Here is a 14,175-nt window from a genome sequence, read left to right on the forward strand (position 1 = left end):
GCCTGGACTTCAAGTCCTGCCGAAAAAATCCTGGGTCATTTCAGGTCAATAAGGTCTGTGCGTATAGAAGCAACCGTCGACACGTATGGGCATCTTGTCCCAGGCGGGAATAAAGACGCTGTGGACAGGCTGGACGATCTCGATGAACCCGCAACCAACCGCAACCAGAAAGGAAAGGGGCCAACCGAAACCGGCTAACCCCTTGTATTTACTGGCGCGCCCGGCCCGATTCGAACGGGCGACCTACGGATTCGTAGTCCGGCACTCTATCCAGCTGAGCTACGGGCGCTAAAATGTAAAGGTGCTAATTAGGCCAAACCGCCGGTCATGTCAATGGATTCTTGAAAAAATTTATTGATCAAAAACCAAAAAGCCTTTAATTGCCCCCCAATGGAAACTTTACACGAACACTTCATGCAAATGGCCATCGATCAGGCCATTGAGGCCGGTCGGATGAACGAGGTACCGGTGGGCGCGGTGATCGTCGATGCTGAAAATCAGCTGATTGCACAAGACCACAACCGAACCATCAGTCGCTGTGATCCATCGGCGCATGCGGAGATCAATGTACTTCGTGAAGCCGCTCAGCAGGTGCAAAATTATCGTTTGTTAAGGTACACGCTCTATGTTACTGTCGAGCCTTGTGCCATGTGCATGGGTGCGGTTGTCCATGCCCGGGTGAAAACGGTCGTTTTCGGGGCATCCGACCCGAAATGGGGCGCGGCCGGAAGCCTTTACCACATCGGGCAAGACCCCCGGCTTAACCATCAGGTGAAAATCATCAAAGGGATTTGCGCAGACCAATGCCGGTTGGTGATTCAGGACTTTTTTCGCTGCCGGCGAAGGGCCACTTGAACAATGCGGCAAGCATCCGTCCGCACCCATTTTTGGGTTCATAGCGGTGATCAAGGAGCGTCTCGTGGCGAATATCGTAATAGTAGGGACACAGTGGGGCGATGAGGGCAAAGGCAAGATTGTTGATCTGCTTGCCGCCGACGCCGACATGGTGGTGCGTTTTCAGGGGGGCAACAACGCCGGGCACACCATGGTCGTCAATGGTGAACAGTTTATCTGCCATCTCATCCCATCTGGAATCCTTCAGAAAAAACTCTGCGTCATCGGCAACGGGGTGGTGGTGGACCCGGCGGTTTTGATCGAAGAGATCGACTACCTGGAGTCCAAAGGAATTTCAGTGGGACCCGACCTGCTCTTGATCAGCGATCGGGCCCACGTAATTATGCCTTATCATAAACTGATCGACCACGGTCGTGAAAAGATGAAGGGCGACAAGAAGATCGGCACCACCGGGCGCGGCATCGGACCCAGTTATGAAGACAAGGCCACCCGGCGGGGTGTCCGTTTCGTGGATCTTGTCGATCCAGAAACATTTCAGGAGCGCCTGGATGCCATCGTTCCCGAAAAGAATTTCTACCTGGAAAACTTTCTCGCCACCGAAACCGTTGATCTCGAATTGACTCGGGTTCAGTATGCTGCTTACGCTGACCGGCTGAGGCCCTACGTCGCCAACGTTTCGGTTGCACTGCAAGCAGCCGGAAAAACCGGCAAGCAAATTTTGTTTGAGGGCGCCCAGGGCACGCATCTGGATATCGATCACGGCACCTACCCGTTTGTCACCTCTTCCAACACCGTTTCGGGCAATGCCTGCAGCGGCAGCGGGGTTGGCCCAAAAGACATTCATGGTGTAATCGGCATCGTCAAGGCCTACACCACCCGTGTGGGTGCCGGTCCATTCCCTTCGGAGCTATTTGACGATATCGGCAACCTTCTGCAAAAAACCGGCGCTGAATTCGGTGCCACCACCGGCCGAAAGCGACGCTGCGGATGGCTGGATACAGTTATCCTGAACAATGCGGTGAGACTCAATGGGCTTACCGGCCTGGCCATTACCAAACTCGATGTGCTCGACGAACTGGATGAAATTAAAATTTGTGTCGCTTACGAATTGAAAGGCAGACGGATCAGCGAGGTGCCGGCCAACCTCAACCACCTGGCCGCCTGCCAACCGGTATATGAAACACTGCCCGGCTGGCGCAAGGATATTCGCGGTATTCGACGCTTCGCGGATCTGCCAGCGGTGGCTCGACAATACCTGGAGCGAATCGAGGCCTTGACCGGCGTACCGATCCAGATTATTTCGGTGGGGCCGGGAAGAGAGGAAACGATCGTTACGCACAACCCCTTCCACCGTTAAAAAAGGCATCCTAAACGCGCTTGAACCTATTGACATTTTATATGCCTTAACGTACAAGGACCACCCATCGGGACATGGCTCAGTCTGGTAGAGCACAGCGTTCGGGACGCTGGGGTCGCAGGTTCAAATCCTGCTGTCCCGACCAATCTGATTGAAAGGGGTCACGGTTTCGAATCGTACCCCTTTTCTGTTTTAACCCCCGTATACTTGAACTGTTTAAGGAGGACTATATGACCAATCAACGCATCGGATGGATCGGTACCGGCGTGATGGGCTTATCCATGTGCGGGCACCTGCTGGACGCCGGGCACCGGGTGACCGTGTTCAACCGGACACGTGACAAAGCCCGCACCCTTCTTGAAAAAGGGGCTGTATGGGCCGCAACGCCGAAAGCAGTTTCTCAAAACAGCGACATTGTCTTCACGATGGTCGGTTTTCCAGATGATGTCCGGGATGTCATTTTAGGATCAGAAGGAGCCCTGGCGGGAACCAAATCCGGTGACACGGTGGTGGACATGACCACCTCTAGCCCGGATCTGGCCCAGCGCATTCATCTTGAATGTGCCCATAAAAGTGTAAAAGCGCTGGATGCACCCGTTTCCGGCGGTGACGTGGGTGCCCGGGAAGCCACCCTGGCTATCATGGTGGGCGGTGACCAGCCGGTATTCGATGCCGTCAAACCGCTGTTTGACATCCTTGGAAAAACCATCTCCCTGATGGGCGGCGCCGGATCCGGTCAGCATACCAAAATGACCAATCAAATCCTGATCGCAGGCACCATGATCGGAGTGGTTGAATCACTATTGTACGCACAACGTGCCGGTATGGAAACCCACCGGGTGATCGATGTAATCGGTAAAGGCGCAGCCAGTTCATGGTCGATCAATACCCTGGGGCGCAGAATAGCCGATGGTGACTTCAACCCCGGGTTTTACATCAAGCACTTTGTCAAGGACATGGGCATCGCCCTGGAGGAGTCCCGTCGCATGCGTCTGTCACTGCCGGGACTCAGCCTGGTGCACCAGTTTTACGTGGCGGCCATGGCCATGGGATGGGAAAACCTGGGCACTCAGGGGCTATATAAGGTGCTGGCGGTCATGAACGGGGAAAAATTACCCCGGTAAACGGGTCGGTACCCATCCACGGATGACATCTGCCGCGCGTCTAAAGACGCCGATTTAAGGTTGACGGTGCCGTAAAAAGTCCAATATCTGCGTTACGCTTCATCCCTCGTCACTGCGGCGTACGTTAAGTACGCCTCATTCCTCGGGATTCGCAAGCCTTGATCTTGGACTTTTTACGGCACCGTCCGATAATCGACTTTTTACCAGTTCATCAAGGTTGGACTGTTTCACGGAAATATTAATGCAAAACCCGATAACGGATGCAAATGGAGTTTGCATCCAATTGCCAGAATTCTTCAAGGGCCAGTTTCAAGTCCACCGCACCTGAAAATATGGACAACCCGGAGCCGAATGCATAGGGGGAGATCGTCAGAATCAACTCGTCGATCAACCCGCTTGCAGCAAAAAGCTGGTTAATCTTCGCACCGCCCACCACGACGACTTCATCGTAGCCCTGAGCATCCAGATCGTTGATGATCTGCTCGGGCGTTGCCTGGGTGAAGACAAGATCTTCCCGGTCAGACTGACGATCCGGGTTGCGGGTCATTACGATGGTCTTGCGACCGGGCAAAACCCGCCCAATGGTATCGAAGGTCGTTGATCCCATGATCATGACACCGGCTTTTTTAGTGATTTTGACGTACAATTGCTTATCGGCGCTGCCGGTCCAATCAGGATAGTGGTCCGAGGCCCTGGCGATTTTTCCGTCTACGGTAATGGCAACCATCAGACTGACATGCATGGCGGTGTCAACCACATCTTTATTGTGTGCCCATCCATTTATAACAAAAAGCGGGTTCCCCACTTGGCCATTGTGCAAAAGCTCAAGTTTGCCCTCACATGGCCGATAAAAAATCGTGGCCGTTCGTCAGCTCCTGCGCATTGAGCGACTCCGCAATTTGATTATGGTCAATATCGACCAAAACCGTTATGATACGACATTGATGCCATGATTTTTAAGAACCCCTGAGGCTGAATAGAAAGGTGTTCCCATGAAAGTTGAATGCGAAAACTGCCATAAAGCTTTCGAATTACCCGATAACCGTCTTCCCAGCGGGAAAAAGGTTTCTTTTCCATGCCCCGGCTGTAAAACCAAGATAACGTTGGACCTTAGAAAAGATCCGGAACCGGTGATGGACCAACCGGCGATTTCACCTGATGAAGCTGCCGGAAAAATTGTATTCACGCCCATTGCTGAAAAGCCTTCCAGAGAACTGGACGGCAACGATTTGAAACGAAAGATCCTTAACGGCATCAAGGATCTCCCACCCATGCCCAAAATAATTTACAAGGCGCGGGAGGTCATGGCCAACCCCATGGCCGGATTCAAGGAGATTGCCGAGGTGATCGAAACGGACCAGGCCATTGCAGCCAAAATCCTGCAGGTCGCCAATTCGGCATATTACGGACTGTCAGGGATGGTTGCTTCGATCCATCAGGCAACCGTGGTGCTTGGTCATAAAACCCTGGAACAGCTTATCACCATGGTTTCCGCCACCAGCCTACTGGGCAGCCGCCTGAAGGGGTACCGGATGGGTTCCGGTGCCCTGTGGCAGCATTCACTGGCTGTGGCTCTGTGTTCACGATTGATTGCCAAAGACCGGGCGCCGGCACTTGAAAATGATGCCTTTTCAGTCGGATTGATCCACGATGCCGGCAAACTGGCTCTGGATCGCTATCTTCTGGAACGAAGGGTCCAGGTCGATCAGTCGCTCAGTACCGGTGTCACATTTCTGGAGGTTGAAAAACAGGTGCTGGGCTTCGATCATACGGAACTGGCTTCTGATCTGTGCGCCAAATGGAAACTGCCGGACAATCATGTGACCGCCATGCGATATCACCACGACCCCGGCGCCTCCAATGGTAATCAGCTTGCCTATATCGTCCACACGGCCAACCATATTGCCCAGCAAAGCGGGATTCGCGGCAGTATGGACGCAAAACAGTCCGAACTGAACCCGGGCGCGCTAGCGTTTCTCTCCTTGGACGAGGAGGACCTGGCCCGCTATAACGAAGCCACCATTGCTGCGGTAAGCCTGATCACGCAGAGCATAGCCTAAGCCCAGCATGTCATTTTCACGTCTCCACCGCAACCGCTGCCGAATTCTCCAGGCAATCTGCATCGCCCCATCCACCATCTCCCGGATGCTCAGGCAGAGTAAGCCCAAAAACCATAACCGGGTGGGAAATGGATATCAGCTGGTCCCAAATTAGAAGTCACGCTTCTGCACGATGGGACTGAATTTTCTCCTTGTTTTTGATCAGCTGTTTTTTAGCCTTGTCGACCACGATATCGATGGCTTCGTTCCAAGCACCGCTCTCTTCTCTGGCGTGTACATCAAAACCCTTGCCACTCAAATTGACGTCCACGATTTTTCTGAGCTTCTCTTCCTGGAACACCACATCGGCGGTTCCTGAATGAGGCATGATTTTTTCAAGGCGGTCAAGTTTTTCTTCAAGGTAGGATTTCAAGTAATCTGAGGAATCTACGTTTTTAAAGGTAACCAGAATTTGCATATTACGTCCTCCTTTCGCGGTAATGCGGTCCACTAACCACTTTTTTTGCAACCCATAAAGCCACGGACCGACAGGGCGTATGAACAGCACGAAAACATAAAAAGAATCCTAAAACCTTTTTTTCAGCAGTCGCTGCCGACTAGCCGACAATGTATCATCGACCGAAAGTTGAGACAATGAAATCCTTGGCTTTTTCTATCAACGGCTTTTTAATTTTCACTTTCAGGTACAGGTCCCCGCTGGGGCCACCGTTTTTGCCTGTTGCACCCATCTGAGCAAGGCGAATTTGCTGCCCATCCTTCGTACCGGCCGGGATGTCGACCACCAGTTTTTTGGAACGGCGATGGTGATTGTAGGGAAAAGGCCCCCCGGTTCTGGCAAACTCCTGGGTGAGGTGAACCGTATCGTGGATATGGTCCCCAATCTGGGGCAGTTTCAGCCCTGTGATCTGGTTTAACAAAAATTTGAAAAGCCTGCCCACACCGGGAGGGACGCTGCCCGCACCGATTTTACCGCGGCCTTGGCCCATTGCGCCGCGGTAAATGAATCCCTTACCGTGAAGGCCATGCTGCTTAAACGCAAAGCGCTTATATCCCGAACCGTAGAAGTCACTGAATATGGAATCCACACCCCGAAGGCCAAAGGATCGCGCCATTTCCTCGAAGATCTGATAGACATCGGAGCCGTCGAAAATATCCTGTTCAGTGTAGGCATTTCGAAACTGACCGTAGGCGCTATCGCCGAAACGAGCACGCAAATCATCGTATTCACGTTTTTTGTCCACATTTGACAATACCGCATAAGCCTCATTGATCAGCTTCATCTTTTCCGCGCTGTCCGGTTTTTTTTCGTTACGATCGGGATGATATTTGAAGGCCAGTTCTCGGTAGGCCTCTTTAATTTTTTTCGCATCTGAAGTGCGATCCACACCCAGTGTCTGATAGTAGTCCTGTTGCGCCATGATCCCCTGTCATCTCAATTTCATTTGATTTAAACCCGCTGTGGGCCCCATGATCGTTAATATAGTCATGAATCGTCCGTTGGCGATGGTCAATTGCATTGGCCCCTTAAAATTGAATTGACCGGTACCATGGGATTTTACAGCGTGTACGCTCAAGTAATTATAAAAACCGCCGAGGATTGAGTTAGCGCAACTGTCATGGAACAATGTGGCTGCATCATACTGCCGTATTTTTAAATGCCATGGGATTCGATCGCCAGGACATCCCGGCTCGGCAATTTCGGCGCGTGACCCTATTTATGAACTGGTGCAATCAGGATCTGAACCGTGAAAATTAACATCGTTACCCTGCTGATCAGCTCAGCCGTATTGATGGCTGCATGGTGGGTCCGACAGACCATTTTTTCCGGTTCATCGGTATATGGTCGCTATTACTTGTCCGCTGTACTGATGATCAGCGGTATTCTCGCGGTAATCAGCCTGCTTCGATTAGTGACGTCCCACCGCAACCCATCAATGTCTGTTGACGCGGACGGCGGCAAATCATCTGATCAAAATCGCCAGCATTACCGAATCCGATATGTTGATGTTCTGCGCCCCATTTTTGTCCAGAAGACCGATGACCGCCCATCAGCTCAGGCGAATACCTGCCCCGTACATGACGTCTCCGAATCCGGCATCAGTCTGGACGGTACGGGCATGTATAAACCGGGGGAGGCGGTCCAGGGAGAAATCATCTTTGGCAGCGGCCGCAGGGCCCCAATCAATGGGATTGTGATTCGAGAAGCGGACAACCGTACCTGCATACGCCTTCACGGCACCATCGCCCCGACCCTGTTGATGCAAGAGCAGCGTGAATGGATTGCCATCGACAAGGCCAGCGGGCCTAAACCTGCAGTCAGCAGGATTCTGTTGGACGGGAGGGCCGGCGAACTTCCCAGCCATGCCCCCAAAGGTATCTGCAGGTTAAAACGCCCTTAGCAATCATTAGGTTCTGCAGGCCACACACAAAAAGAGTCCGGGAAAACGCTTCCGGACCCTTTTTGTGAACTGGGAATCGCTTGCCATCCGGGAAAAACCGGGCTAAAGCTCCCAGGGTGATGGAATCCCATCGGCAAAGGTTTGAGGCAGTTTAAACGCGCCACTTTCCACCGTCAGTTTCACCAGCCGGGCTGCTTCCTTCAACCCCATCGTATTCATCATGGCAAAGGGTCCCTTTGGCCAGGCCAGCGCCGTGCAGATCCCAAGTTCAAGGTCCTTGGGGGAAACCACACTTTTTTCGATGAGATGGGTGGAGATGGTAAAAATGGATCCCAGCAGCCGGTCTCTGACGACATCAAGCAGTTTCGGATCGTCGGCCACTGGCCCATCCTCGAGATTCCAAGGATTGCCGCTTTCGAACTGAACCTTGAGCTGATCAGGAACCGCTGGATAGCCCACGTCGGTATCTGCCAGATAGTCGTTCATGGAGACAGCGGCATGGTAGCAGGTGCCCAGACCGGAGCCGTTTTGCACCCACATGATGCCGAACCTCACACCCAGGGCCAGTTTTGAAATATTTTCCAAGGTGGCTACATTGTAGGTTTCACCAATAAATGAGTCGAGCATCATGTAGCTGGAGATGAATACCGGATTAATGGCAAAACCCGGAAAATCCTTTACGGCAATGGGCACCTTACGGTTTTTTTCTGCAAACGCCATCAACGCGGCAAAAGTCTCATCACTGGTCTTTTTCTGCCGGATCACTTCCACCAGCCGGTTGATATTGGCCGGGAAAAAATAATGCAGGCCGGCGGTGCGGGCAGGATTGGAAACCGATGCCATCAGTTTTTCTATCAGAAAGGTGGAGGTGTTGCTGACCATGATGGCATCCGGACGGCACACCGCATCCAAATCCTTGAAAATCTGTATTTTCAGATCCATCTTTTCGACGGCCGCCTCAATAATCAGATCACAGGGTGCCAGGTCGCGGTAGTTGGCGGTTCCCGAAATCATCCCGGCCACCTGGTCCATCTCCTGGGGGGTCATTTTGCCCTTGGCGACACGCTTTTCCAGGGCGCTTTTCACCCATCGGTCATACATGGCCCTTACCAGTTCGTCATTGAGCTCCTTGAAGATAACCCGGTACCCGGACGATGCTGCATTAAGTCCGATGGCCGCACCCATGACACCGAAACCAACTATTCCCACAGTTTCAATTTTTGCCATCTCTCCTCCTTTTCAATCGACGGGGCAGGCCCTGACGATTGCGTCGACATGGTGGTGGTATTGGTCTATAATCATTTATATAATTAATTGGTTACAGGATTATTTACTGCCTTCCCGGACGGATGGTCTCTTTTTATCGCACCACTGAGCCCCACGGTCAAGGCTATTTTTTAACTACATTTAAGCTACATTCTATCTATCTTCGTATTATCAAAAATAAAATACGCCTTTAGAGCACCTTGTATTTACCATCCGGATGGCTATTATCTGCGTCCGCATGCCCAACCGGCGGATAAACCCCTAACCAAATGAAATGAGTACACATGCTTTTTTTGACCAACGAAAAACTACGCAACATTGCCATTATCGCCCACGTCGACCACGGCAAGACCACGCTGGTTGATGCCATGTTTCGCCAAAGCGGCCTTTTCCGCCAGGGCCAGCAGATGGACGAACGGATTATGGACCGTATGGATCTTGAGCGGGAACGGGGCATCACCATTGCCGCCAAAAATTGTTCCGTGGTTTACCAGGGTGTGAAAATCAATATCGTGGATACGCCGGGCCACGCGGATTTCGGCGGCGAAGTCGAGCGGGCGTTGTCCATGGTCGACGGTGCCCTTCTGCTTGTAGACGCCTCCGAAGGTCCTTTGCCCCAAACCCGTTTCGTGTTGCAAAAGGCCCTGCAATCCAAACTGAAAATCATCGTGGTGATCAACAAAATCGACCGCAAGGATGCACGTACGTCGACGGTGCTGGATCAGATATATGACCTGCTCATCGATCTGGATGCCAGTGAAGACCAACTCGAATTTCCTCTGTTTTATGCCATCGGCCGCGACGGGGCGGCGGGAACAACCCCTGATCGATTGGCCGATGATCTGCACCTGCTATTCGATGCCATCCTCAGAGAAATTCCTCCGCCCCGACTAGAACCCGAAGCACCGTTTCAGATGCTGGTTTCCGACCTGGGCTATTCGGATTATTTAGGCCGCCTGGCGGTGGGCCGGGTGGTGGGCGGCAAGGCCGAATCCAGGCATCGGCTCATCTGCATCGATGCCGTGGGCAATCATCGTCCGCTCAAGGTTACCCGCCTGCAAATTTACGAAGGCATGGATATCACACCCGTAAATGAAGTCAGCGCCGGTGAGATTGCCATCCTTTCAGGTATCGAAGAGGTGACCATCGGTGACACCATCTGTACCGAAGATGCACCCTTCGCCCTGCCGCGCATTACCGTGGACCCGCCCACCGTATCCATGTTGTTTACCATCAATGACGGGCCCTTGGGCGGCAAGGAAGGCCGTTACGTGCAGTCGGCGAAAATCCGCGAACGTCTGCTCAAGGAGACCCTGCTCAATGTGGCTATCCATGTGGAGACCACCGGAGACCGGGACTCCATGTTGGTCAAAGGACGCGGGGAGTTCCAACTGGCCATCCTCATCGAAACCATGCGCCGGGAAGGGTTTGAATTTTGCGTAAGTCGCCCTGAAGTAATCCTGAAACAGGAGGAAGGGGTCACCAGGGAGCCCATCGAACGGCTCTTTGTCGACTGCGAAGAGGCCTTCATGGGGGTGGTGACCGAAAAGCTTTCGGTGCGCAAAGGCAAGATGATGAACCTCGCCAACACAGGAACCGGCCGGGTGCGCATCGAATTTTCCATCCCATCCCGGGCCCTGATCGGCTATCGGGACGAATTTTTAACCGACACCCGGGGAACGGGCATCATGAATTCCTACTTTCTGGGCTACGAGCCCTATCGGGGTGATTTCCCCACTCGGTTCACTGGATCCCTCGTATCGGACCGCCAGGGGTATGCCGTGCCCTATGCCCTCTATAATCTGGAGCCGCGGGGTCGGTTGTTTATCCTGCCCGGTGAGCCGGTTTACGAAGGGATGATAATTGGCGAGCATAACCGGGAAACGGACATCAACGTCAATCCCACCAAAGAAAAGAAACTGACCAACATGCGTGCGTCCGGTAAGGATGAAAACGTGATTCTGGCCCCCATTCGCCCCATGACACTGGAACAGGCGATCAACTTCATTCGTGATGACGAACGCGTTGAAGTTACACCCAAATCCGTCAGGCTGAGAAAGGCGACGCTGGGCGTCAAGGCCCGTTACGGTCAGCGCGGGTCTAAAAAGCAGTCTGGGAATTAATAATTGGCGCAGCACGGGCACCTGTGCCCTGCCTAAAACGGCTCATCCTCGCCGCAAACCTTGAATATGGCCCGGACCTGCCGACAAAGCAGTTCGAATTGCTCGGGGTAAAGACTCTGGGCGCCGTCGCTCAAGGCCTGATCCGGTTGATGGTGAACTTCCACCATCAAGCCGTGCGCGTTGGCGGCCACAGCTGCACGGGAAAGCGGCAGCACCTGATCCCGTCGACCGGCTGCGTGGCTGGGGTCCACCATGATCGGCAGGTGGCTCTCTTTTTTCACCACCGGCACGGCGGAGAGATCCAGCGTGTTGCGACTGTGGTGAACAAATGTGCGCACACCCCGCTCACACAGGATCACCTGATGGTTGCCCTGGGCCATGATGTATTCGGCAGCCATGAGCCACTCTTCAATGGTAGCAGCCATGCCGCGCTTGAGCAGGATGGGTCGGTAGGACTGCCCTGCCCGCTTGAGCAGGCTGAAGTTCTGCATGTTTCGCGTGCCGATCTGAACCACATCGGCGTAGTGTTCCACCATATCGAAGGTCTGGAAATCCATCACCTCGGTGACCACCGGCAAACCAGTGTTTTCCCTCACGCCTGCCAATATTTTGAGCCCGGCCTCGCCGAGCCCCTGGAAGGAATACGGAGAGGTTCGCGGTTTGAACGCGCCACCTCGGAACAATTGAGCGCCGGCCTTTTGGACATGCCGGGCGATGGTCATCGCCTGGTCTCGCCCTTCGATGGCACACGGCCCGGCAATGATGGTCAGATAACCCTTGCCGATTGTAGCTTCACCAACCTGGATAATCGTGTCTGCGGTCCTTGTCTCCCGACTCACCAGTTTATAGGGTTTGGTAATGGGCACCGCGTCCTTGACCCCGGGAAGACCGATGAAAAGGGCGGCGTCCACGGGTCCTTCATTGTTCAGCACACCGATGGATACCCGATCGCCACCGGGAATGGGCCGTGCCGTGCATCCCCGCCCTTCGATAACTTTGACCACCTGTTCGATTTGTTCAGGGGTCGCTGATTTATCCATGACCACCAGCATGGTATGCCTCCTCTGTTAAGCAGGTCCGGGTTTGCCCACCCGGCCGGAAAAAAGAACCCGGAAGAACCCCGCGCGCCATTTAAACGCAAACGGACCGTAGGACTTTTCCCATTGGTCCGTTTGCTGATATTCGAAACAAAAAACATTTGTAAAATGAGAGTCTGACCGGCCCAGCAAGCCAGTCAGGGCCACCACCAGAACCAAGGTTTCCGAATCGCCAAAAAAATCATGTTTTCTTTATTTTTCTGATGGTTAACACAAAAACGGATGTTTTGCTATGGCACCCATCACCGGGATTGTCAACCGATTTTTCAATGGTGCATGGCCGCCGCCTTGAGAATAAACCGGGATTTATGAGCAGATGAAAAAAAAATAAATTTGACTTGGAAAGGTGTGTCATTATTGTAGTACAAAAAAGGAGCCCAACGATGCCGATTTTTGAGTACCAGTGTAAAGCCTGCTGCCATCGATTCGAGCAACTGGTGTTCTCATCAGACCCCGAACCTGAGATCTGCCCGTCCTGCAACTGCGGGAACCTGGAAAAGCTGATGTCTGCCGGTGCTGTTCGGCCCCATGGCATACCCTCCGGTTCCGGGGGCTTCAAACCCCCACCCTGCAGACCTGCAGCAGGCGGCTGAGGGATATGATCACCGCTTTTCCGGTTCGGAAAGGCTTATTTTTCCTGCAATAGCCAAGCTGTCAACGTGGGCCGCGTCATTTTCCGTCAGGAATGTGGATTCCCATGGTCATCAGCTCTGATTCCACCAGTGATGCCCAGCCCCGGTTGGCTTTGGGATTGGCTGGACTGGGATGACTGATCCTGCCGATGTCCACTCGCCATCCACTTAGAGCATCCCTGGCCCTTTTTTCGGCAAATCCACCGATCCCGATCACCCACTGCGGTCGAAGAATTTCGATCGATTGTCTGAGGGCCTGGTCGCAGATGCGGAAAAGCCCTTGTTTTTCAATCCCGGGCAGTTTGTCCGGCGTGCGGTTGCGGCCACTCGATTCCATGAAAATCAGCGGGCAATAGTTGACCACAAAGAACCTTTCAAAAAAGGCTTCCGGGTATCCAAAACGTTGTTTGGCCCATCCCCACAAGCGGCGGCCACTCACCTCACCGCGTGCACAGGAATAACCCGACACCGGTCGTTTGGGGTGTGGGTCAGTCGGCTGGGCAACGGTTGCGGAAATTCCCAGCCATCCTTTTACCATCTTTACATCTCCAAATGGTACACCGGTCTGGGCCATACCGAAGGGACCCGGGTTCATGCCCACCAGAACCACCTGCTTGGCCGCGCCGGCATATCGGGTGACATAACTGTCATAGCCACTGCGTGCATATATCAACGGGTTGTAGGTGTGCGTCACCGGGGCGGAAAACTTCAGCGTTCGAAGGCGCGTCACCAGATCGTCGGTAACCGCAGCGAGATCGCGATGGGATCGTAACATGCTATTGACCTGCGCCCCAGGGTCTAATCATTGACCGTCGTGGCATTAATGGCTTGGCTTTTAAAAAGAAACCGAGTTAGGAACGCCCCGGGCCGATAAGCGCGTGTATCTTTTCTACCAGTTGCGCATTGGAAAACGGTTTGGTGATGTAGGCATCGGCACCCATGGCGAGGCCCTTGGCCATGTCGGCATCCCGGTTTTTCGCCGTCAGAAAAATAATTCTGATGGATTCCCATTCGGCTCGTGCACGGATCATCTGGTAGATTTCATACCCATCCAGATCCGGAAGCATAATGTCCAGCAGGATCAAGTCCGGTTTGACCTCGGCAACCATTTCAACAGCCTCTTTGCCGCTTTGGGCCAGTTTGGTCACGTACCCTTCCTTTTCCATGAGAAACTGCAAGGGCACGAGTATGCTCAATTCGTCATCCACGATGAGTATCGTTTTTGGTTGCATCCAACTGCTCCTGGGAGCCGAATAGCTCGG

14 protein-coding genes, 2 tRNA genes and 1 pseudogene are annotated in these 14,175 nt (G+C 53.2%); 9 read left to right on the plus strand and 8 right to left on the minus strand.

Translation table 11 applies throughout. The features are described from left to right. Positions 1-212 precede the first annotated feature (212 nt). Positions 213-289: transfer RNA gene (locus R6V78_RS15110), tRNA-Arg, on the minus strand. Between the two features lie 101 nt (positions 290-390). On the opposite strand from R6V78_RS15110, the gene tadA reads away from it, so the two are divergent. From tadA to R6V78_RS15130, 4 genes are all read left to right on the plus strand, one after another. Next, positions 391-855 (plus strand): tRNA adenosine(34) deaminase TadA, encoded by a 465-nt coding sequence (tadA, locus tag R6V78_RS15115; protein ID WP_410290208.1) that lies wholly within the window; start codon positions 391-393, stop codon positions 853-855. A gap of 64 nt (positions 856-919) precedes the next feature. Further along, positions 920-2,212, plus strand: coding sequence for an adenylosuccinate synthase (locus R6V78_RS15120; RefSeq protein ID WP_410290209.1), 1,293 nt, complete (start codon positions 920-922; stop codon positions 2,210-2,212). Between the two features lie 68 nt (positions 2,213-2,280). After that, positions 2,281-2,357 (plus strand) — tRNA-Pro (locus R6V78_RS15125). An 85-nt stretch (positions 2,358-2,442) separates the two neighbouring features. Further along, complete coding sequence (locus tag R6V78_RS15130; RefSeq protein ID WP_410290210.1) at positions 2,443-3,336, plus strand: NAD(P)-dependent oxidoreductase; 894 nt, start codon at positions 2,443-2,445, stop codon at positions 3,334-3,336. A gap of 238 nt (positions 3,337-3,574) precedes the next feature. Here R6V78_RS15130 and R6V78_RS15135 read toward each other — a convergent pair whose 3' ends face one another. Continuing rightward, positions 3,575-4,078 (minus strand): dihydrofolate reductase family protein, encoded by a 504-nt coding sequence (locus R6V78_RS15135; RefSeq protein WP_410290211.1) that lies wholly within the window; start codon positions 4,076-4,078, stop codon positions 3,575-3,577. A gap of 250 nt (positions 4,079-4,328) precedes the next feature. Between R6V78_RS15135 and R6V78_RS15140 the strand changes: the two are divergent. Beyond that, positions 4,329-4,424: pseudogene (locus R6V78_RS15140) on the plus strand (zinc-ribbon domain-containing protein); the annotation flags it as partial. Positions 4,425-4,469: 45 nt separating this feature from the next. Next, positions 4,470-5,396: an HDOD domain-containing protein gene (locus R6V78_RS15145; RefSeq protein ID WP_410290237.1), complete on the plus strand. Its 927-nt coding sequence runs from the start codon at positions 4,470-4,472 to the stop codon at positions 5,394-5,396. Positions 5,397-5,553: 157 nt separating this feature from the next. On the opposite strand, the gene hpf is transcribed toward R6V78_RS15145, so the two are convergent. Further along, on the minus strand, positions 5,554-5,853 hold the full coding sequence (hpf, locus tag R6V78_RS15150; protein WP_410290212.1) for a ribosome hibernation-promoting factor, HPF/YfiA family: 300 nt from the start codon (positions 5,851-5,853) through the stop codon (positions 5,554-5,556). Positions 5,854-6,007: 154 nt separating this feature from the next. Continuing rightward, positions 6,008-6,814, minus strand: coding sequence for a DnaJ domain-containing protein (locus tag R6V78_RS15155; protein WP_410290213.1), 807 nt, complete (start codon positions 6,812-6,814; stop codon positions 6,008-6,010). Between the two features lie 327 nt (positions 6,815-7,141). On the opposite strand from R6V78_RS15155, the gene R6V78_RS15160 reads away from it, so the two are divergent. Continuing rightward, positions 7,142-7,795 carry a PilZ domain-containing protein gene (locus R6V78_RS15160; RefSeq protein ID WP_410290214.1) on the plus strand — a complete coding sequence of 218 codons (654 nt, stop codon included), beginning with the start codon at positions 7,142-7,144 and terminating at the stop codon, positions 7,793-7,795. A gap of 102 nt (positions 7,796-7,897) precedes the next feature. On the opposite strand, the gene R6V78_RS15165 is transcribed toward R6V78_RS15160, so the two are convergent. Beyond that, the gene (locus R6V78_RS15165; RefSeq protein ID WP_410290215.1) at positions 7,898-9,022 is read right to left on the minus strand and encodes a 3-hydroxyacyl-CoA dehydrogenase family protein; all 1,125 of its coding nucleotides are present in this window, start codon (positions 9,020-9,022) and stop codon (positions 7,898-7,900) included. A gap of 323 nt (positions 9,023-9,345) precedes the next feature. On the opposite strand from R6V78_RS15165, the gene typA reads away from it, so the two are divergent. Then, positions 9,346-11,184, plus strand: a complete 1,839-nt coding sequence (gene typA / locus R6V78_RS15170; protein ID WP_410290216.1) for a translational GTPase TypA — start codon at positions 9,346-9,348, stop codon at positions 11,182-11,184. A 32-nt stretch (positions 11,185-11,216) separates the two neighbouring features. Here typA and aroF read toward each other — a convergent pair whose 3' ends face one another. Next, positions 11,217-12,236, minus strand: coding sequence for a 3-deoxy-7-phosphoheptulonate synthase (gene aroF / locus R6V78_RS15175; protein WP_410290217.1), 1,020 nt, complete (start codon positions 12,234-12,236; stop codon positions 11,217-11,219). Between the two features lie 428 nt (positions 12,237-12,664). Between aroF and R6V78_RS15180 the strand changes: the two genes are divergently transcribed. After that, entirely contained in the window at positions 12,665-12,874 is a 210-nt protein-coding gene (locus tag R6V78_RS15180) for an FmdB family zinc ribbon protein (protein WP_410290218.1), read from the plus strand. A gap of 76 nt (positions 12,875-12,950) precedes the next feature. Here R6V78_RS15180 and R6V78_RS15185 read toward each other — a convergent pair whose 3' ends face one another. Together R6V78_RS15185 and R6V78_RS15190 are read right to left on the minus strand one after the other, a co-directional pair. Further along, positions 12,951-13,688 (minus strand): uracil-DNA glycosylase family protein, encoded by a 738-nt coding sequence (locus R6V78_RS15185; protein ID WP_410290219.1) that lies wholly within the window; start codon positions 13,686-13,688, stop codon positions 12,951-12,953. A 76-nt stretch (positions 13,689-13,764) separates the two neighbouring features. After that, entirely contained in the window at positions 13,765-14,145 is a 381-nt protein-coding gene (locus R6V78_RS15190; protein WP_410290220.1) for a response regulator transcription factor, read from the minus strand. Between the last annotated feature and the right edge of the window lie 30 nt (positions 14,146-14,175).

It is taken from the genome of Desulfosarcina sp., from assembly GCF_046496365.1.
Lineage (GTDB): Bacteria > Desulfobacterota > Desulfobacteria > Desulfobacterales > Desulfosarcinaceae > Desulfosarcina.